This window comes from Streptomyces viridochromogenes (assembly GCF_001270495.1).
GTDB classification, from domain to species: Bacteria; Actinomycetota; Actinomycetes; order Streptomycetales; family Streptomycetaceae; genus Streptomyces; species Streptomyces viridochromogenes_A.
The window spans coordinates 63,520-83,279 of the sequence record NZ_LGUR01000209.1; the positions used below are offsets into that span (position 1 = coordinate 63,520).

At 71.0% G+C, this 19,760-nt stretch carries 17 protein-coding genes and 1 pseudogene; 12 read left to right on the top strand and 6 right to left on the bottom strand.

The window, feature by feature from the left end:
- Nucleotides 1–35 precede the first annotated feature (35 nt).
- Nucleotides 36–593, top strand: coding sequence for a YbaK/EbsC family protein (locus tag ADK36_RS26890; RefSeq protein WP_048584105.1), 558 nt, complete (start codon nt 36–38; stop codon nt 591–593).
- A 28-nt stretch (nt 594–621) separates the two neighbouring features.
- On the opposite strand, the gene ADK36_RS26895 is transcribed toward ADK36_RS26890, so the two are convergent.
- Nucleotides 622–1,695, bottom strand: coding sequence for a cation diffusion facilitator family transporter (locus tag ADK36_RS26895; RefSeq protein ID WP_053199388.1), 1,074 nt, complete (start codon nt 1,693–1,695; stop codon nt 622–624).
- A 62-nt stretch (nt 1,696–1,757) separates the two neighbouring features.
- Here ADK36_RS26895 and ADK36_RS26900 point away from each other — a divergent pair, with 62 nt between their 5' ends.
- Nucleotides 1,758–2,117, top strand: a complete 360-nt coding sequence (locus ADK36_RS26900; protein ID WP_048584106.1) for an ArsR/SmtB family transcription factor — start codon at nt 1,758–1,760, stop codon at nt 2,115–2,117.
- Between the two features lie 36 nt (nt 2,118–2,153).
- On the opposite strand, the gene ADK36_RS26905 is transcribed toward ADK36_RS26900, so the two are convergent.
- A complete protein-coding gene (locus ADK36_RS26905) occupies nt 2,154–3,377 on the bottom strand; it encodes a 4-hydroxybenzoate 3-monooxygenase (RefSeq protein WP_053199376.1) in 1,224 nt (407 codons plus the stop codon).
- 130 nt (nt 3,378–3,507) lie between these two features.
- A complete protein-coding gene (locus ADK36_RS26910) occupies nt 3,508–3,915 on the bottom strand; it encodes a CoA-binding protein (protein WP_048584108.1) in 408 nt (135 codons plus the stop codon).
- 277 nt (nt 3,916–4,192) lie between these two features.
- On the opposite strand from ADK36_RS26910, the gene ADK36_RS26915 reads away from it, so the two are divergent.
- The 5 genes from ADK36_RS26915 to ADK36_RS26935 all read left to right on the top strand — a co-directional run bounded on the left by ADK36_RS26915 (nt 4,193) and on the right by ADK36_RS26935 (nt 11,551).
- Nucleotides 4,193–4,951, top strand: coding sequence for a hypothetical protein (locus ADK36_RS26915; protein ID WP_048584109.1), 759 nt, complete (start codon nt 4,193–4,195; stop codon nt 4,949–4,951).
- Nucleotides 4,948–5,490 (top strand): SixA phosphatase family protein, encoded by a 543-nt coding sequence (locus tag ADK36_RS26920; RefSeq protein WP_048584110.1) that lies wholly within the window; start codon nt 4,948–4,950, stop codon nt 5,488–5,490. Before ADK36_RS26915 ends, ADK36_RS26920 begins: the two co-directional genes overlap by 4 nt.
- A 94-nt stretch (nt 5,491–5,584) precedes the next feature.
- A complete protein-coding gene (locus ADK36_RS26925) occupies nt 5,585–6,211 on the top strand; it encodes a YigZ family protein (RefSeq protein ID WP_048584111.1) in 627 nt (208 codons plus the stop codon).
- A 270-nt stretch (nt 6,212–6,481) separates the two neighbouring features.
- Nucleotides 6,482–10,282 (top strand): CHAT domain-containing protein, encoded by a 3,801-nt coding sequence (locus tag ADK36_RS26930; RefSeq protein ID WP_159029232.1) that lies wholly within the window; start codon nt 6,482–6,484, stop codon nt 10,280–10,282.
- Between the two features lie 78 nt (nt 10,283–10,360).
- Complete coding sequence (locus tag ADK36_RS26935) at nt 10,361–11,551, top strand: hypothetical protein (protein ID WP_048584113.1); 1,191 nt, start codon at nt 10,361–10,363, stop codon at nt 11,549–11,551.
- 25 nt (nt 11,552–11,576) lie between these two features.
- Here the strand turns inward: ADK36_RS26935 and ADK36_RS50470 are convergent, their stop codons facing one another.
- Together ADK36_RS50470 and ADK36_RS26940 are read right to left on the bottom strand one after the other, a co-directional pair.
- The gene (locus ADK36_RS50470) at nt 11,577–13,253 is read right to left on the bottom strand and encodes a CHAT domain-containing protein (RefSeq protein ID WP_234329890.1); all 1,677 of its coding nucleotides are present in this window, start codon (nt 13,251–13,253) and stop codon (nt 11,577–11,579) included.
- Nucleotides 13,254–13,262: 9 nt separating this feature from the next.
- Nucleotides 13,263–13,840, bottom strand: a pseudogene (locus tag ADK36_RS26940) (RNA polymerase sigma factor); the annotation flags it as partial.
- A gap of 236 nt (nt 13,841–14,076) precedes the next feature.
- Here ADK36_RS26940 and ADK36_RS26945 point away from each other — a divergent pair.
- The gene (locus tag ADK36_RS26945; RefSeq protein WP_053199390.1) at nt 14,077–14,775 is read left to right on the top strand and encodes a B3/B4 domain-containing protein; all 699 of its coding nucleotides are present in this window, start codon (nt 14,077–14,079) and stop codon (nt 14,773–14,775) included.
- Nucleotides 14,776–14,792: 17 nt separating this feature from the next.
- Here ADK36_RS26945 and ADK36_RS26950 read toward each other — a convergent pair whose 3' ends face one another.
- Nucleotides 14,793–15,764 (bottom strand): helix-turn-helix transcriptional regulator, encoded by a 972-nt coding sequence (locus ADK36_RS26950; RefSeq protein WP_048584114.1) that lies wholly within the window; start codon nt 15,762–15,764, stop codon nt 14,793–14,795.
- A gap of 96 nt (nt 15,765–15,860) precedes the next feature.
- Here ADK36_RS26950 and ADK36_RS26955 point away from each other — a divergent pair, with 96 nt between their 5' ends.
- The 4 genes from ADK36_RS26955 to ADK36_RS26965 all read left to right on the top strand — a co-directional run bounded on the left by ADK36_RS26955 (nt 15,861) and on the right by ADK36_RS26965 (nt 19,755).
- Nucleotides 15,861–16,256 carry a RidA family protein gene (locus ADK36_RS26955; RefSeq protein ID WP_048584115.1) on the top strand — a complete coding sequence of 132 codons (396 nt, stop codon included), beginning with the start codon at nt 15,861–15,863 and terminating at the stop codon, nt 16,254–16,256.
- A gap of 755 nt (nt 16,257–17,011) precedes the next feature.
- Nucleotides 17,012–17,248 carry a hypothetical protein gene (locus ADK36_RS49630; RefSeq protein WP_199830256.1) on the top strand — a complete coding sequence of 79 codons (237 nt, stop codon included), beginning with the start codon at nt 17,012–17,014 and terminating at the stop codon, nt 17,246–17,248.
- 118 nt (nt 17,249–17,366) lie between these two features.
- A complete protein-coding gene (locus tag ADK36_RS26960) occupies nt 17,367–18,464 on the top strand; it encodes an ATP-grasp domain-containing protein (RefSeq protein ID WP_234329889.1) in 1,098 nt (365 codons plus the stop codon).
- 34 nt (nt 18,465–18,498) lie between these two features.
- A complete protein-coding gene (locus ADK36_RS26965; RefSeq protein WP_048584116.1) occupies nt 18,499–19,755 on the top strand; it encodes an ATP-grasp domain-containing protein in 1,257 nt (418 codons plus the stop codon).
- Nucleotides 19,756–19,760: the final 5 nt, after the last annotated feature.

Here is a 19,760-nt window from a genome sequence, read left to right on the forward strand (position 1 = left end):
GGTCGCGGCCTCTGCCGCCCTGTTAGCGTGCGCTCATGGACGCACCCATCGGACGCTTCGACAACGCCACCCCCGCCCCCGCCTGCCTCGACGAGCTCACCCGCCCGGTCGCCGACGCGTTGCGCGCCTGGCACGGCAGCGTCCCTGCCGACCAGATCGTCTACGTCGACACCGATCAGCGGTGGGCCGACACCGCCGTCTTCGTCGAGCACTACGGACGGGAACTGCTCGAACAGTCCGCGAACTGCGTGGTCGTCGCGGGCAAGCGCGGCGGCGAGACGACACTCGCCGCGTGCGTCGTGCTCTCCACCACGCGGGTCGACGTGAACGGTGTCGTACGCCGTCAACTCGGTGCCCGCAAGGCGTCGTTCGCCTCGATGGACACCGCGACCGGCGAGACCGGCATGGAGTACGGCGGAATCACCCCGATCGGACTGCCGGGCGACTGGCCGGTGCTGGTGGACTCGGCCGTCGTCGACCTGCCGTACGTGCTGGTCGGCAGCGGGCGCCGGCGCGGCAAGCTGCTGGTGCCGGGCAAGGCGTTCGCGGAGCTGCCGGGAGCCGTCGTACTGGAGGGCCTCGGCGTCGCCTGAGCCCGCCGTCCGGGTCGGTCGCCCGAGCTCAGACCGCGGTGTGGTGCGCGAGGGCGAGATGCGGATCCGCCTCGCCAGGCACCGGTGCCGGGTCGGCGTGGACCAGGGCCGCGGTGAGCCGGGGGACGGCGTGCAGCAGGGCGTGCTCGGCGTCGACGGCGATGGCGTGTGCCTGACGTACCGTCACGTCGCCGTCCACGACGACCGCCACCTCGGCACGCAGCCGGTGCCCGATCCAGCGCATGCGCAACTCGCCGACCTCGCGCACCCCGGCGACCTCCCGAAGGGCGCCTTCGGCCCGGTCCACCAGGGCCGGATCCACGGCGTCCAGCACGCGCCGGAAGACCTCGCGGGCCGCGTCCCGCAGCACCAGCGTGATCGCGGCCGTGATCGCCAACCCCACGATCGGGTCCGCGAGTTGCCATCCCAGCGCCGCACCGCCCGCGCTCAACAGGACGGCCAGTGAGGTGAATCCGTCCGTCCGGGCGTGCAGTCCGTCCGCGACCAGCGCGGCCGAGCCGATCGCGCGGCCGACCCGGATCCGGTACCGGGCCACCCACTCGTTGCCCGCGAACCCGACGATCGCCGCCACGGCCACGGCCGGGATCTGCTGCACGGGGCGGGGGTCGAGGAGCCGGTCGACGGCCGTCCACGCGGCGAAGGCCGCGGACGCGGCGATCGTCAGCACGATGACGATGCCTGCCAGGTCCTCGGCCCGTCCGTAGCCATAGGTGAAGCGGCGCGTCGCCGCGCGTCTGCCCAGCACGAAGGCGATCCCCAGCGGTACGGCGGTCAGCGCGTCCGCGGTGTTGTGCACCGTGTCGCCGAGCAGCGCCACCGACCCGGAGACGACCACCACGGCCGCCTGCGCGAGCGCCGTCACTCCGAGCACGGCCAGCGAGACCCACAGTGCGCGCATGCCGCGGGCCGAGGACTCCAGGGCGGAGTCGAGCTTGTCGGCGGTCTCGTGGGAGTGGGGTTTGAGGAGGTGGGCGAGGCGGTGACGGCACTCGCGCAGGCGGCCGTGGTGGTCGTGGGCGTGCCGGTGTCCGTTCCCGTGGTGGTGCTCGTGCCCGTGGTGGTGCTCGTGTCGGTCGTTCACGGTGGTCCCCTTCCGGTGCGCGGGAGTGGACGTGTGCCCGTCCATGGCGCCATTATGTGCGTATGAGCGCACGCATGCACCTATCAACTGCGCACGATGCGCATCCGCGCACCCCGGGCGAGGAACAGTTCGCGCTCGCCGCCGAGGTCCTCGCCCTGCTCGGCGACCGCACCCGTCTCACGCTGCTGCATGCCCTCACGACGAAAGAGGCCGACGTCACGACGCTCACGGAGGCGTGCGGCGCGGCCCGGCCCGCCGTCAGCCAGCATCTGGCCCGACTGCGCCTCGCTGGCCTGGTGACCACGCGCAAGGAGGGCCGCCGGGTGGTCTACTCCCTGCGCGACGGCCATCTGCGCCGCCTCGTCGACGAGGCGCTGAACGTGGCGGACCACCGGCTCAGCGACCGGCCGCTGCACGACTGACGACTGACGGCAGACGCGGTGGGCGGTCGGGCGCGGTCAGTAGTCGGCGTTCTTGCCCAGGTACTGCTCCGCGAAGGCGATCGCCGCCGTCGGGGAGCCGAAGATACGGCGGAGGCGGGCGAGAGTGGTGCCGGCACGGTACGGGTCGCCCGAGGACGTGCCGTGGTAGACCTCGGAGAGCCAGTGGGAGAACTCCTGGTAGTCCCACACCCGGCCCAGGCAGGCCGCCGAGTAGCCGTCCAGGCCGGTGCTGTCGCCCTTCGTGAGGTACGCGATCAGCCCGTCGCCGAGCAGGAAGGCGTCGTGCAGGGCGAGGTTCATGCCCTTGGCGGCGATGGGGGCGGTGAGGTGGGCGGCGTCGCCGGCCAGGAAGAGGCGGCCGAACACCATGGGTTCGACGACGTAGTTGTGCATGTCGAGGACACGCTTCTCGATCAGTCGTCCCTCGGTCAGCCGCGGTACGCCGTTCGCCCCGAGCCGCTGCTGTAGCTCCGCCCAGACCCTGTCGTGCGACCAGTTCTCCGGGTCGTCGCCGGGCGGGCACTCCAGGTAGTAGCGGGTCACCTCGGCGCTGCGCGGCATGTGCCCGGCGAACCCGTTCGGATGCATGCCGAACAGGACGCAGTCGGAGGACGGCGGTGCCTCGGCGAGCAGCGCCAGCCAGCCGATGCCGTAGTCACTGCGGGAGATGTGGGCGCGGTCGGCGGGCAGCGCGGTGCGCGTCACCCCGCGCGCCCCGTCGCAGCCGGCGACGAAGTCGCAGCGCACGACCTCCCGTTGCCCCGTTTCCGGGCAGGTGTACGACACCGAGGGACGGTCGGAGTCGAGGTCGTGCAGCTCCACGTCCCGCACGCCGAAGCGTATGGCGCCGCCGCGCACGTCCGCGTACTCCCGCACCAGGTCCGTCACCAGCAACTGCTGTGGGTAGACCCAGTGATGAACGCCCGTGAGCTGCGCGTACTCGAACCGGTAGCGCTCCCCGGCGAACCGGAACTCGCACTCCGTGTGCCGCTGGGCCCGCTCCAGCAAGGTGTCCGCGAGGCCCCGCCGCTGGAGCCCGCGTACGCCCCACTCCTCCAGGACCCCGGCCCGCGGCCGCTGCTCGATGAACTGCCGGGTCTCGGTCTCCAGGACCAGACAGTCGACGGACGCCGCCCGCAGGATGTTGCCGACGGTCAGGCCGGCCGGTCCGGCGCCCACGATGACGACCGGAAAGCGCTGCGAGGAGCGGGAGTTGGGGTGGGGGGAGGTGGAAGTCACCCGAGCATTATGGGGGCGGCAGGCGAGGAGGGGAGGCTTCCGGGGCCGGCCGCTCAGGGTGCGCCCGCGGAAGGGGCCCAGCCGGACGTGGTGGACCCTGTGCACGTGGTGGACCGTGTGGAGCCGGGGCCTAGCCCAGGCGCGGTATCTCGATCGCCGGGCAGCGGTCCATGACCATCTCCAGGCCCGCCGCGCGGGCGCGGTCGTACGCCGCCTCGTCGATGACGCCCAGCTGGAACCAGACCGCCTTGGCGCCCTTGGCGAGCGCCTCGTCGACGACCGGGCCTGCGAGGTCGCTGTTCACGAAGACGTCGACCACGTCCACGTCGAAGGGGATGTCCGCCAGGGAGGCATAACCCGGTTCGCCGTGGACCGTCTCCGCCTTCGGGTGGACCGGCACGATGCGCTTGCCGTAGCGCTGGAGGACCTCGGCGACGCCGTACGCCGCCCGCCGCCGGTTCGACGACAGACCCACGACGGCCCAGGTGTCGCCCAGTTCGGTGAGGATCCTGCGGACCGCTGTCTCGTCGCCGTACACCGCCGGCCTCCCTGTGCTGCCCACAGCTGCCGTCCAGCTGCTCCCACGACCCACAACGGCCCATGACCCCCGAGGATTCCCGTTCTCGCAAGCCGGGCCCGAACTCCTGTCCGGGCGGGCCGCGGCGCAGTACCGTTCGGGCAGTCCGCACGGCAGGGGGTGGCGATGCCCGGGTACGACGTGCGTGTCGCGCGCGTGAAGGGACCGTACGGCCATGGGTGACCAGGGAACTCCCGGCGGCCCCGGCTCCCGCCACGCTGACCGGAAAGCGGGCCGGATGGCTGCGGACGGCCGCGCGTCCGCCTACGCTCGCTCCGTGCTGCGCATCATCGACGACCGAACCGGCAAGCCCGTCGACGCCGCGCCCGCCCGCCGGGGCCTGACCCGCGTCGAGGCGCATACCGAGGGCTTCGACGTCACCGCCCTGCGGGTGCTGCTCGTCTCCGACCTCCTCGTCCGCGCGCTGGAACTCGGCGGTACGCCGGTCTGGGCGCTGCTCGACGAGGAGCGGCAGCAGGCAGAGCTCCGGGCGGGCGCCGCGGCGCTCGGCGTCCGGCCCTTCGAGGACGGCCGGGACGCCGCGTCGGGGCTCGGCGAGGCGCAGGTCCTCCATGTCGTACGCGAGGGCGGCGCGGAACCCGACGGCGTACGGGTCGCCGTAGCGCCCGTGCACGCGGACGCGCCCCCGGAGGAGGCCGACCCCGCCGCCCTGCGTCTCGCGCTGCTGTCCCGGCGCAGAAGCGTGCCCGTGCAGCTCGACGTGGGCGCACTCGCCGACGCCCATGACACCCTCGTGCGCTGGCGCCGTGCCGTCGCCGCCTGGGCGCAGCGGCCCTCGCGGCCCATCCCCGACGAGGTGCGGGCGGAGCTCCGTACCGCGTGGGAGGACGACCTCGACGTACCCGGGGTCCTCGGGGTCCTGCGCTGGGTGGAGACCGCGCCGGACCTGCCGGACGGCGCCCGGTTCGAGACGTACGCCTACGCCGACCGGCTCCTCGGCCTCGACCTCGCCCACGACCTGGGAACCCCGGCATGACCGCGCACACGGGTGCGGGCCCGTTGCGCCGCCTGGTCGTCCTGCGGCACGCCAAGTCCGCCTGGCCGGAGGGCGTCGACGACCACGAACGCCCGCTCGGCCCGCGCGGCCACCGGGACGCCCCCGTCGCGGGCCGGATGCTCGCGGAGAACGACTGTCTGCCGGACCTCGCCCTGTGCTCGACCGCCGTACGCGCGCGTGAGACCTGGGAACTGGCCGCCGCCCAGTGGGGCACACCGCCGCCGGTACGCCATGATCCGCGACTGTACGCGGCGGACGTGTCCGAACTGCTGGCCGTCGTGCACGAGGTGCCCGCCGGGGTCCGGACGTTGCTCCTGGTGGGGCACAACCCCGGCCTGGAGGAGCTCGTCCTCGAACTCGCCGGGGACGGCCTCGACGACGCGCTGGACGAGGTCCGTACGAAGTTCCCGACCTCGGCGATCGCCGTACTGGCCTGGCACGGCACCACCTGGCAGGCCCTCGCGCCCGGCACGGCGCTGCTGACGGGCGTGCTGGTGGCGCGGGGCAAGAAACGGTGAGGTGAGAGCGGCGAAGGCGGTGCGAGCGGTGAGCCCGGCCACGGGCCGGGGTCTCGGGGCGAGCCTCCTCGGTACGTCGACATAGGCTGGCCCGATGCAGGACGAGTACCGCACAGTCGCCCACGCGGGCGTGCACGAGACCGAGGTCAACCGCTCACGCTTCCTCTGCGCGCTCGCCCCGGCGGCCACCGAACAGGAGGCCCAGGACTTCATCGCCGCCGTCCGCAAGGAGCACGCGGACGCCAGCCACAACTGCTGGGCCTACGTCATCGGCGCCGGCGCCGCGATCCAGAAGGCCAGCGACGACGGCGAACCGGGCGGCACGGCCGGCGTCCCCATGCTCCAGATGCTGCTGCGCCGCGACATGCGGTACGTCGTCGCCGTCGTCACCCGCTACTACGGCGGCGTCAAGCTCGGCGCGGGCGGGCTCATCCGGGCCTACGGCGGAGCGGTCGGCGAGGCGCTGGACGCGCTCGGCACACTCACGCGACGCCGCTTCCGGCTGGCCACGGTGACCGTCGACCACCAGCGCGCCGGCAAGGTCCAGAACGACCTCAGGTCGACCGGGCGCGAGGTGCGGGACGTGCGGTACGGCGAGGCGGTCACCATCGAGATCGGCCTGCCGGACGCCGACGTGGAGGCGTTCCGGGCCTGGCTCGCGGACGCGACGGCCGGTTCGGCGGGGTTCGAGCTCGGGGGAGAGGCGTACGGGGACGCGTGACCGGCCACTGCGGGCCTGACCTGATTCCGTCTTTCGATGCCGTGCGGTGCCGAAGAGCGCTCCCCGCCAGCCGGTTCCTGCCACAGTGAGCTTCAGGGGCGGACGACCGGACCGGATAGGACATGGGCAGTGAACGCTGAGCGCGGTCGGGGAGAGGTTCACCCGGGTTCGAGAGGCGTCGGCACAACCGGTCCGCGGCGGCAGGGCCTCGGTGGGGCCGCCGTGCGTGCAGTGCTGTCGGCTGCGCCTGTCGGGATGTTCCTGTGGGTCGTGGCAGGAACCTCTGTCGCCGGCATCGGCTTCGCGTTGTCAGCGATCGGTGTGCTGGCTCTTCTCCTGGTGGGGGACTCTTCCCGTTTCGCGGAGGTGACCGGCCGTCAGGCCGTGGACACGCTCACGGATCACCTGGACCGTTCGGTGCGGTTGCGCTGTGAGTCCGAGGTCCGCGAGGCGGGGCTCGAGGAGTCCGGGCTGCTGCCCGTCGACTGGGTCGTCACCGCCAGGCCCGACGGCTGCTCGCCCCGTCAACCCGAAGGCGACGCCGTCCTGTTCAGGACCAGCCGTCATGAGGAGATGGCCGCCGCGTTCCGTGCGTTACCGGCACAACGCCTGATCGTCACCGGCCCGCCCGGGGCAGGCAAGAGCACCCTCGTCGTGCTGCTCACGCTCGAACTGCTGCGATCGCGCACCGGCGATGACCCGGTTCCGGTGCTGATGCAACTCACCTCCTACGACCCACGGGAAGCGGGACTGACGGAGTGGCTGCAACGACAGATCGCAGGGATCTGCGACGGACTCTCCGACACACCCGCTGATCGGGCAAGGGCGGCGGACCTCATCGCCGACGGCCGGATGCTGCCCGTGCTGGACGGTCTGGACGACCTGCCCGTCCAGGTTCGCGAGGCATTCCTTGACGCACTGATGCGTGACTACCCCGCCGCGGCGCCGCTGGTGCTGACCTGCCGGAGCATGCCCTTCTCGTGGATCGCGCACATGTCCGGCACAGTGACGGTGGTCGAACCGGGCCCCATCGATCCAGGTGACGCCCTCGGCCATCTGAGCCACGGCACAGCACCCCCGCGGGACCGGTGGTTCCATCTGGCGGACTTCCTCGCTCGGTACCCGGACAGTGCCCTCGCCCGCGTACTGGCCCGACCGCTGGGTGTGGTTCTGGTCCGCTCCGCCTATGCCGGTGGGGACGCCGACCTCCGCGACCTCGTGGACATGAGCCGCTTCCGCACGCCGGCGGACATCGGGGAACATCTTCTGGACCGGGTCATGTCGGCGTCGCTCCAGCGCGAGCGTCAGCCCCGGCGCGGCCATGGGTGGGATCCGGTCAAGGCGCGTCGGTACCTGTCGTTCCTCGCCCGCTCCGTGGCCCGCGGTGAAACGTCCGTACTGGCCTGGTGGAAGCTGCACCTCGACGTGGCGGGGCTGACCCGCACATGGAGCCGTGTCCTGATCTGGACGCTCGCCGCGGCCCTGCTCCATCTGCCCCTGGCCGCACTCGTCGCCCACGATCCCGGGTTGCCGACGTCCCTGGCGGCGGCCGGCGAGACCATCGCCGGTGCCATGGCCACCGCGACACTCATCGCCGTCCGTGACCGTCTGTCGGGGAGGATGCGGTGGCGGCGCCGACCGGTGCGCCTGATGGTGTTGACGTCGTTGTGCGGCGGCGCGGTCGCTGCCGCCGTGCTCCCGCTGCTCTTCATGGCGACGGGGCGGACGAGTCCGGAGGACTTGGGCTACGGCGCCACGACCGGTCTGCTGATCGCCGGGACCGTTGCCCTGGCGGCTCACCTGACCGCGGGCCGCCCGACGCCTCCAGGCGTCCCCGACGCCGCCCGGGGCGCGCGGACGGGACCTTCGAGGGCGGTCGAGGCCACCGTGCACGTCTCGACTCAGGCGATTCTGTTGGCCGTACTGTGGTTCGCGGCCCTGCGAACCCCCCTGGTGCTCGGCATCTGCCTGCTCCTGGTCGTACCGCTGTTACGGGACCTGAGACGCGTCGCCGCGGTGCACGACGTCACGAGCCCCCGCTCCTCCCTGAACGCCGCCCGACGGGTCACGGTCGTGAAGACGACCGGACTCGCTCTGCTCGGTGCGCTGTCCTGGCCACTGCTCGACAGCGCGGCGATTCCATGGGCACCCGCACCTGCCGATGTCCTCGCGGTGGCTTGGACCTTCGGCGCCGCAGTCGTGCTCAGCGGTTCCACCTGGGCGAACTACACCGTCGCCCGCCTGTACCTGGCGCTGCGCGGGCAAGTGCCCTTGCGGCTCCAGCTGTTCTTGACCCACGCCTGCCACCTGGGCGTGCTGAGTCGGTCGGGCCCCTTCTACCGTTTCCGACACCTCGCATTGCAGAACCACCTCGCCGAGGTGAGAGCGACGGCCTGGGAGCATGCGTATCCGCGGGGTGCTGCGACCACCGGGAACGACCGGCGGGCCCGCCCCGTGCCGTCCCTCGGACACGCCACGCCGACGGACAACATACGGTCCTCCCCTGCGACGTCCCGGACAGGTGACCACAGCGACCACACCGACCACAGCGACTTCAACGGTGGGACATCCCAAGGCCCCCTCAACGGCAAGGAGGTCGACCACCCCGAGCAGCGTCGGCTGAGAGCGGAACTCGCCGAGCAGGCGTCGCCGGGCCGCGAGGTGCCGCTGCACGTCCAGGTCACCCGCGGCGGCGGCCAGGAGGGTGTGGTCCTGCGGCCGTTCGAGCTGCCCGCTGAGGGCGCCCGGCTGTTGATCACGGTGCACGCTCCGGGGCTTCTGGCCCTGGGCGACCTGCAACAGGAGCTGTGGGTCGAGCCGGGGCGGGACTCCGATGTGCTGCGCTTCGGCCTGCGTACCGACCGGCCCGGAGCGCACACGGTCACGGTGCGCGCGTTCCGCGGGGGGTCCTTCCTCGGGGAACTGCGGCTGGAGATCTCGGTCCAGGCGGACGTACCCGCCCGTGACGGAGCGCCGCGCACCGCGCCGCTCGACTCGCTCGCCTTCGACCCGGGCGAGGTGACGCTCCAGGTGCTCAAGGCTGCCGACGGCTACACCTTCCAGCTGCTCAGCGAGACCAGTTACGCGCCGGCGTTCCAGCTGAAGGCCGGCGACCCCCGGCAGGCCACGGAGAACATCTACCGTGAGCTGCGCCGCATCGCGGCCGCGGCCGGTGCCGGGACGGATGCCCGCCAGGTGCGCAGACGTCTGCAGAACCTGGGCGTGGCCCTCTGGCGGGCCGCTGTGCCCGACGCGGTGCGGGGACAGTTCTGGCGGGAAACCGACAAGATCCGCGCCTTCACCGTGCTCGGCGAGCACGACGTGGTGCCGTGGGAACTGCTGTACCCGCTCGACGGAACGCAGCAGGGCGACGGCTTTCTCGCCGAATGGCTCCCCGTGGTCCGTCGCGTCTTCGGGCAAGAGCGGGTACGGCAACTCCTCCTGCCCCAGGCCACTTTCGTCGTACCACCCGGGTCGCCGCCCGAAGCGGACCTGGAGGTCACCGCTCTGCGCGCCCGGTTCGGCCCGGTGATGGGCGACGGAGGCGTCCTGACGCGGGGTGCGGAGATCCAGAGCCGCCTCGACGAGGGGCTGGGTGGACTGCTGCACTTCGCCTGCCACAACGCGTTCACGGAGGCCGGTTCCCAGGTCACCATGGCGGACGGGCCCTTCGACCCGATCGACCTCGCGACCGCGCAGGGGTCCCGCGCCTTGGGCGACACGCGCCCGCTGGTCTTCTTCAACGCGTGCCGCAGCGCCGGCCAGATCGACTGGTACGCCGCCTCCCTGGGGTGGGCCCCGCAGTTCCTCGAAGCGGGCGCGGGCGCGTTCATCGGAACCCTGTGGCCGGTGCGTTCGGATTCGGCACTGGCCTATGCGGACGCCTTCTACACCCACCTGGTCACTGACGGGCTCCCGTTGGGGGAGGCGTCGATGAAGGCCAGGCAAGCCATCCGCAACCACGGTGGCGACCCCACCTGGCTCGCCTACGCCCTCTACGGAAGCCCCGCCGCCCGCGCCGCCCTCGCAACTCCCGGCTCGGCAGACGATTCGAACTCCGCCCGGCGGTGATGATCCGACATGGCTCGCACGCCGGGTACGCCGGCCCCGCCGCGACCGCACGCACCCTTTACACAGAGGAGTCCGCACGTGAAGAACCCGGTCTTCGTCATCCACGGTGTCGCCAACCGCGACCTCGACGGCTTCACCGCCGCTGTGACCGCCCTCCAGGCCGCGACGGGAGTCGACATGCTTCCGGTGTACTGGGGCGACCTCGGCGCGGAGGACCGCTTCATCACCGCCGCCCTCCCCACCCGGGACACGGCACCCCGGCCGGCCGGCGGGCCCGGCAGCGTGCTGCGTGACGAAGCACCGAGCGCCGCTCCGTCCTACCTCTTCGCCGACCAGCCGTACCTCGCCGACCAGTTGGAGATCGTCGACACCGCTCTGCGTAACGAGCTGGAGTCCGACCCCGGTCCGCTGCGGGGCGCCCCTGGAGCGGGCGGCCCGACACCCGACGACATCATGGCCTGCCTCGCCACGGAGTGGCCGGACACCCGCTGGCTCAGCCGGACCGGCGACCCCGCTCTGCTGGCCGAGACCGGCCGAGCCCTGGCTCAGACCCTGCTGGACACGGACACCCTCGCGAACGACGCGTACGGGTACGACGGTCTGCGTGGTGCCCCTGCCGGCGAGCCCGGCCGACTGCGCGCGTTGGTCCGGCGGCGGCTCCAGGACTTCGACCGGATCGCGGGTGCGGCGATCGGTGCCGTAGCCGGGCGCGTCAACGACGCCGTACGCACGCGCTTCGGGCCCGGCACGACTCGTTTCCTCGGCGATGTGCTGGTCTACCAGCGGCATCGCGACGCGATCCACGCCCGTGTCCGGGCCCGGATCGACGAGGTCGACCCGCGGCTCGGTCGCAGTCCGGAGCGTCCCGTGAGGGTGGTCGCGCACAGCCTGGGTGGCGTCATCGCGGTGGACATGGCGACCGCACAGGAGCCTCTCTGGACCGAGCAGTTGGTCACCTTCGGATCTCAGTCGGCCTTCTTCCACGTCTGTGACCCACGCGGTGGGCAGCTCCTGCCCTACTCCGGACAGACACCGGTCCAGCTCCCCGCCTCGCTCGGCCGCTGGACCAATCTCTGGGAACCACTCGACATGCTGGCCTTCGCCGCTTCGCAGGTCTTCCGCCTCGACGACGGCAGCAGCCCGGCCGACCGGCCCGTCCCGCATGCCGCGACCACCGGGCTGTGGACCCACTCCGCCTACTGGGATCTGCCGGACGTCGCCACAGCCATCGCGGAGGCAATGGCAGACCTCCCGGCCGACACCGACTAGAACGCCAGGACCTGCGTGCCGTCGGTCAGGGAGCGGCGCGTGCCGCCGGGCTGCCGTACACGGCGTACGCCAGCCAGCTGGGGTCCCCGCCCTGATGCCGTATGGCCCGGCGGGCGTCCAGCGAAGCCTGGCCCAGGGTTCTGCCCTGGGTGACGAAGTGGTCGTAGAAGTGGTCGGCGAAACGCAGCGCGGAGTCGGAGCGCACGGGCCACAGCGTGCCGACGAAGGCGCCCGCCCCGGCCCGCAGGAACTGGGGAGCCCAACCCAAGGTGGTGGAGAACCACTTGATCTCCCCGGCGCTGCGACACGCGTTGAAGAACACGAGGGGGTGGGTGGCCCGCAGGGCACCGGACTGGGTGGCGTAGGCGAGGTCGATCGGGTCGAACGGCCCGTCGGGCATGGCGACATGGGAGCCGGCACTGGTGAAGGTGTTGTGGCAGGCGAAGTGCAGGAGCCCGGTGAACCCCGCGTCGATCAGGTCGCTCACGGAGGCACGGTGGGTGAGCGTTCCGCCGTCGGTCACCGCCGCGCCCAGCCGGGCGCGCAGGGCAGCGATCTCCTGGTCCGCCTCGGGCGGCGAACCGGGCGGCACGACGAACGCCGCGCGCCCCAGTGACAGCGTGCGCACCCGGTCCTGCCCGAAGACCCTGCGGACCACGGGCAGCCACTCGGCGAGAAACCCTTCGCCCTCCTGCTGTCCGTCCAGCGGATAGAGCAACTCCCAGGGCACGATGTCGTGTTCACCGAGCACCGTCAGCGCGGTGACCCGACCGGCTTCCTCCCAGAACTGTCGCCGTACGGCGTCGGGTACGGCGGTGGCCCACAACTGCACCCCCAGATTGCGCAGGCGCTTTTGTGCCTGTTCCCGGTCACCGCTCCCACCGGGGTCGGCACTCGCGGCCGTACGCCGGAGCTCGTCGTAGATGCGTTCTCGTACGCTGTGCGGATCCCCGGCCAGGAGCCGGAAGGACTCCGGGGCGTACGTCGTCTCGCTGAGCAGTTGGAAACTGTAGGCGCCATCGGCCCCCTTGAGCACCTGAAGCGTCACTTCCCCGGGGTCGAAGGCCAAGGTCGTCAGCGCGGTACTCCGTGTGGGGCCGTCGCGTGCCGGCACGTCCTCCTGTACGGAGATCTGCGTGCGGAGTTCACCGAGGAAGGTACCCGCGCGGAACGCCCGTACCGTGACGGTGTGCAGCCCGGTCGTCGTGGTCCGCAGGCCGAACCGCAGCACATCGGAATCGCGCCCGGGGCGGACGACGAGCTCCTGCTGCAGATCGCCGAGCGCGAGAAGGCCGGGCGCGTGCACGGCAATCGTCAGCAGGGCGCCGTCCACCGGGATGTGGAACGCCCGCAGCCGCACGCCGACGTCGCCGGAATCCCGGGTGACCTGCACTTGCAGGGGAACCTCGCGGCCCGGCGGGGCCTGCTCGGCGAGTTCAACGGTCAGGCGGCGAGGTTCGAAGGGCTCCGGCGGTCCGACCCCCAGGCCGTCGGGAGGGCCGGAGGTGTCCCCGGCACCGGGATCGAAGACGCCGAGGGCGCCGGTATCGGCATCCCGGTCCGCGATGTCTTCGGGGAGCGCGGGCTGCGTGGGCGCGGTGTGGGGAAGGTCGCTGCTGCTGTCATCGACGGTGGAGTCCCCCCGAAGCCCGGACTGCCCGGGATACCCGGCGACACCAGCGCTGTCGCTGCGACTGGCCACGCTGCCCGTCCGCGCGTCGAGTCGGGCCCGCAGCCGGCGCAGACAGCGTTGCCGCAGCGGCCCGATGCTGCCCACGGCGATGCCCAGTGCGGCGGACACCTCTTGGTAGCTGGGGGGCGGCGAGGCCATCAGGACGCGCAGCAACTGCCTGCATCTCTCGCCGAGTGTCTCGAACTCCTGCCACAGCCGGCGGATCCGCTCGGACTGGGCGGCGGCTTCCTCGGAGTCCAGGACGGACTGTTCGGGCGTACGCTCCTCGCTGACCCCGTCGAGCAGCTGAGGATCGTTGGTCAGGGTGAGCCGCCTCAGGCTCTTGAGTACCTTCAGGCATTCGTGCCGCGCGGTGCTCGCCAGCCAGGACCCGGCCTTCTCGGGTTCGCGGATCCGCCCGAGATGCTGGGCGAAGCGGAACCAGACGGTCTGGTACACCTCGTGGGCGTCGGCGTCGGGGCGTCGGCGTCGGAGAGCCGGTGTGCGCGCACGACGGACCACACCAGTGGGCTCAGCTCTTCCACGAGTGCCTTCCAGGCCACCGCGTCGCCGTCGGCAGCGGACTGGACCAGCGCGCCGACATGTCCTCGGTCCACGGCTTCCCCCTCGCGTAGGGCCAGTCATCGTACGCCCCGGAAGGATCGGCTCCGTCTCCGGCGCGACCGTTCGGCGCCGTGATGCGCGGCCGTGTGCAGCTGGGGATCCTGCAGCCGGCGAGCAGAACTGCCCTGTCCTGTAGGGTGATCCGTCGCGGCCGTCCCCGCGCCGTGACAACCGTCCCAGGCCGGTCGCACCTGTGAAAAGGCTCCCCGCACCTCCTGAGGCGATGCAGATGACGTTCACGCTCACCGTGTCCGACGAGGTTCGCACCCTCGCCCCCGGCTTCACCCATGTCCTGATCGAGGCGTACGACCTCGTCAACGGGCCCAGCACCGAGGAAAGTTCCGCGTACCTCGACGACGCGGCTCGCCGCCTCGCCGCAAGGCTGGACGGACGTGCACCGCACGAGGACCCGCACATGGTCGCCTGGCGGGAGACGTACACAGCCTTCGGTTCCAAGCCCTCGCGCACCCGCAACTCGGCCGAGGCGCTGGCCAAGCGGGCGCTGTCCGACGCCGGTCTGCCCCGCATCAACCTGTTGGTGGACCTCTACAACGCCATCAGCGTGGCCCACCTGATCCCGGTGGGCGGCGAGGACATCGACCGCATCCAGGGCGGGATGCGGCTGCTGCGCGCCAAGGGCGACGAGGAGTTCGTGACCGTGACCGGCGGTGAGAAGACCGTCGAGCACCCCGACCCGGGCGAGGTGGTGTGGTGCGACGACGCCGGCGTGACCTGCCGCCGCTGGAACTGGCGCCAGGGCCCGCGCACACGCCTCACCGAGGAGACGACGTCCGGCATCTTCCTGTTGGAGAGCCTGGCGCCGATGCCGGTCGCCGACCTGGAGACGGCGGCCGCCGAACTGGCCGAGACCTTGGCGAAGTTCAGCCCCGGCGCCCGTATCGAGGTGCACGCCCCGGCTTCGAGGTAGGCGGGCCTGACCAACTCTCAGGAGGAGTCTCCGTAGCGGGCGGCCATCGCGCCGGCGCGGTCGCGCAGGGAGGTGCGCAACGACGCCGGGGCCAAGGCTTCCGCGTCCGTGCCGAGCTGCCACAGCGCCCACTCGGCGTGCCGTAGATCCTGGAACGTCGCCTCCAGTCGCAGCCATCCGTCCGCGTCGGGTTCCGCGGCGCGGACGGCGACCGCGGTGCTCAGCAGGTCCTCCCGTCGCTCCGGGTCCACCCGTATCAGCACGGCGACATGGTCGCTGGACAGAAACCGCGCGCAGCGCTCCCGCCAGACCCGGTCCAGATCGACCCGGTCCGGTCGCTGTGCCGGTTCGGGGAGCTGCTCCGCGGCCGACACCCGCGACAGCCGGTAGGTGCGGTCCGCGCCGGATCTCGTGGCCAGCAGGTAGCCGCGGTCGCGTACGGTGACCAGGCCGATCGGGTCCACCGTGCGCCACTGTGGCGTCTGGTCCGCGGCCGCGTAGTGGATGCGCAGTTTGTGTCCGGCGAGCACCGCGCGCCGGATCTCGATCATCGTGGTGTCGGGCACCTGCTCGGTGACCGGCCGGCGTGAGAGCAGGTCGGTCTCCGGCTCGACGAGAAATCGTTCGGCCGCGTCGCTCGCGGTGGCCCGATGGCTTTCGGGCAGCGCGTCGACCACCTTGCGCATGGCCGACGCGAGCGCCGAGCCGAGGCCGAACACCCGCTCGCCGCGCCCCGATCCGGCGGTCAGCAAGGCAAGGGCCTCGTCGTGGTTCAGCCCGGTGAGCTCGGTCCGGAAACCGGGCAGCAACGCGAACCCGCCGTGTCGGCCGCGTTCGGCGTAGACCGGGACACCGGCCGCGGACAGCGCCTCGATGTCGCGCAGCACGGTACGGGTGGACACCTCCAGCTCGCGGGCCAGCGTGTCCGCGGTCAGCCGACCGCGCTGACGAAGCAGCAGCACCAGCGAGACCAGCCGATCGGCACGCATACGGGCACGTTATCGAATACGTGACCAAGGATGTCGTGATTTGTTGGAAGGCTCGTCAGCACCGAGGTCGACGAATCGAATGGAGCTGATGTGGCAGTGGAACGAACGGCGGTCAACCCGGTGACGTGGTCGACGGAGCTGGGATTCAACCAGGGTGAGATCGTCTCCGGGCACACCCGGACCCTGTACTGCTCCGGGCAGACCGCGACGAGCGGCGACGGCAAGCCCCAGCATGACGGTGATATGGCCGCACAGCTGGCGCTGAGCCTCGACAACCTGGAGGCCGTGCTCGGTGAGGCCGGCATGTCCCTCGCGAACCTCGTCCGGCTCAACGTCTACACCACCGACGTCGATCTGCTTTTCCCGCACTACGGTGTGCTGGCGTCGCGGTTGGGTGCCGCCGGGGTGGCGCCGACCACCACGATGCTCGGGGTGACACGGCTGGCGATCCCGGGCCAGATGGTCGAGTTGGAGGGGACCGCCGTGGCGTGACGCGACCCGTGCATTCGAAACACGCCCCAGGCCCGGCCACGCCGTGTTCACGGCCTGTTCGCCGCGATTACCAGGCGGCAGAGCCAGGTCACATTGGCCAAGTCCCGGAAAATGGAACACGACATTCCTGTCGGGTGACCGATGCCCGGACGATCCGCGTGCGCGGATCGTCGACGGGTGGGAAAACCGGGCATGAGTTTGCTTTTGCCAACGATTATTGAGGCATGGGCAACACCGACGAGACCGTGACCGGTCGCGGTATCGCCAAATCGGCGTTGCGGCATTGTGGCGGACTCCTGGCCCTCGACCGGCTTCTCCAGTTCGCCTTTTGTCTGATTGCCCGTAACCGGAGAAGCCGGCGAGCGGTCGGCGGCCGTGTTCCGTAAGCGAAGGTCTGTGGCTTTCGTCCGGCTCGTCGAGGGCGCAGTCAGGACTTATTGAATTGTGAACAATATCTGAACCCGCGTCCGGTTCCCATCGTCACCCTCATGGCCTGCGAGCAGCGTCAATGCCTGCTCACAGAGGTGTGCAGAAGTGATGAATCATCCCCAAAGGGGAACTCTTAAACGCCTTCGGCTGCCGAGTTGACCCCCATCTGTTGCGGCCGTGTGACGTTCGGCGGTCGGTCCACGGTGTTTTTCGGCCACGTGATTCCCGGAATGCTGAATTCCGCCGTGTCGAAATCATGCCACTCTTCGCACCGGCGTCCCGCGAGGCCGGTTGTGGTGCAACTCTTCACCATGGAAGGGGCGGAGATGTCCGACTCCATGGTCCGGGTGGCTGGTTCTGGCGCCCGTGCACCTCAAGCGAAGCTCAAATTCCTTGCCGCCCTCAGAAAATTCGTGTTCTGCTTTCCGGGTACCGGTGATCACCGGGACAAGAAGGCAACGGGGGAGGGGGATGTGATGGCCTTGCCCTGTTTCATGGGAGGCCCGCATGGCAGCGATTACCCAAGGATCGGCAAAGAAATCTCCAATTCTGGTCATCGGTAGCGGTTCGCTGATTTGGCGGGAATATCTTCTGCGCTCGATATCCGAATCCTGTGATGTATGGCTCTTCTCGGCCGGTGAGGCAACCTGGGAATCTCCGTATCTCGTCGGCAGTACTCGGGTGGACACGCTCGACGCAGCCGCGACCATCCGGGCGGCGGTCGAGCTGAACGAACGGCTGGGCATCCGCGGGGTGTTGTCGTACGACGAGATCCGGGTGCCGGTCGCAGCGGCGGTGGCCGAGGCGCTCGGCCTGCCGAGCGGCGGCGCCGAAGCGGTCGTAGCGTGCCGCGACAAGGCCCTCACCCGGCAGAAGTTCGCCGCCGCCGAGGTCCCCCAGCCGCGTTCGTACGCGGTGTCCTCCGTCGAGGAGGCCGCGGCGCGGGCCGCCTCCATCGGGTATCCGGTGGTGGTCAAACCACGTGCGCTGGCGGGCAGTATGGGTGTCGCGCTGGTCGAGGACCCCGAGGCGCTGCCGACCGCCTACGCGTCGACGCGCAGCGCGGAATTCTCCGAACTGCCGCGCCTGGAGGACGGTGTCCTCATCGAGTCGTTCGCGGACGGGCCGGAGATCAGCATCGACGCGGCCTGTCACGACGGCACGGTGTATCCGCTGTTCGTCGCGCGCAAGAAGACCGGGTTCGCTCCCTACTTCGAAGAGGTCGGACACGTCGTCAGCGCCCGCGACCCGCTCCTTGAGGACCCGGAGATCGTACGGGTGCTCCAGGCCGCCCACAGCGCGCTCGGGCTGTCCACTCTCATGACCCACACGGAGATCAGGCTGACCTCCACGGGACCGAAGGTCATCGAGGTGAACGCCCGGCTGGGTGGCGACCTCATTCCCTACACCGCCCAGCTGGCCACCGGGGTCGACTACGGCACGGTGGCCGCCCGGCTCGCCGAGGGCATCTGCCCGACGCTCGACGAGCTCCCCGAGCGGACCGCGCAGATCGACTTCCTCTACCCCGTCACCGACCTCGTGGTCGACACGCTGGAGGTCACCGAGGGCGGCTTGCCGGCCGAGGTGCACCGGATCATTCCGCTGGTCGGCCCGGGCCGGACGCTGCGAATCCCGCCGCGCGAGCACGTGCGCGGCCGCTACGCCGTCGTCATCACCGTGGCGCAGACGCCCGAGGCCTGCGACGAGGCCAGGGCCGTAGCCGAGAAGCACGTCCAGCTCGCGGGCACCCCGCTGGACGACGCGCCGCCCGTCGTGTGATGCGCCCCATCCGTTCCCAACCCACAGGCGAGCCATGGAATCACTGACACAAGACGCCGTTCTCCTGCTGGACCCGGTGAAGACCGGCGCGAACTACAAGCCGGCCGTGCGCGACCGCGGCCTGGCCATCGTCTCCGTCTACACGGTGGAGCCGACCGAACTGCGGGAGCGCTGGCCCTCGCACGCCGACGGCGACGACGCGACCGTGTACGCGTCCGAGGCCGCCGATGTCCTGGCCCGGTTGGCCGAACAGCCCTACCGGATCCGCGGTGTCGTGCCGGCCATGGAGTCGGCGGTCCACCTGGCCGAGCAGGTGGCCGAGCAACTCGGCCTGCCCGGCAACGGGACCCGGCTGGCCCGCGCCCGCCGCAACAAGGCCGAGATGCGCCGGGTCACCCAGGCCGCGGGCGTGCGGGTGCCGGAGTTCCACCTGGTGCACAGTCTCGACGAGGTTCCGGCCGCGGCCGAGAAGACGGGTTTCCCCGCGATCCTCAAGCCGACCACCGGTGCCGGATCGCACGGAGTCACCCTGCTGCCGGACGCGGAGGCCGCCCGGCACCTGGAGGACCAGGAGCGGCGCGACCTGTTCGGCTGGGAGGTCACCGAGTGGCTGGTCGAGCGATACGTCCGGGGCCGCGAGATCGCCGTCAACTGCTTCAGCTTCGGCGGTCAGCACCGCGTCGTGGACATGTGGGAGTACCGCAGGCCCGACGACGCGGACTACGACCTGCCGTACTGGGGCTCGGTCCAGCTGGACCCGGACGACGCCGACTGGCAGCCGGTGGCGGAGTTCGTCGCGACCGTGCTGGACTCACTGGACATCCGCAGCGGCCCGAGCCACACCGAGGTGAAGTGCGCGGCCGACGGCATCTACCTGATCGAGACCGGTGCCCGGCTGCCCGGCGGCCCCATCACCGACCAGTGGACCCAGAACAGTGACATCCGGCCCTTCCACGACGCGCTCGACTTCTATCTGGACGACGGCTCCGAGCCCAGGCTGCTGAAAGACGCCCCGACCTTCCACGCGGTGTGCGGAGCCAGCGCCATCTGCAACGAGGAACGGCCCGGAACGCTCGTGGCCATCCACGGCCTGGACGTCATCGAGGCGCTTCCCGGCGTGGACAAGTTGCTCGTCACCTACCAGCCGGGCGACCAGGTCCCCGTGACCCGCAACACCAAGACCATTCCGCTCGGCGTCTGGGTGTCCGGCGCCACGCGGAACGACGTCATCCGAACCCTCGACGAGATCCGCGACATCGCGGTGATCGAACTCGCCGGACAAGAGAGCTAGGTGTG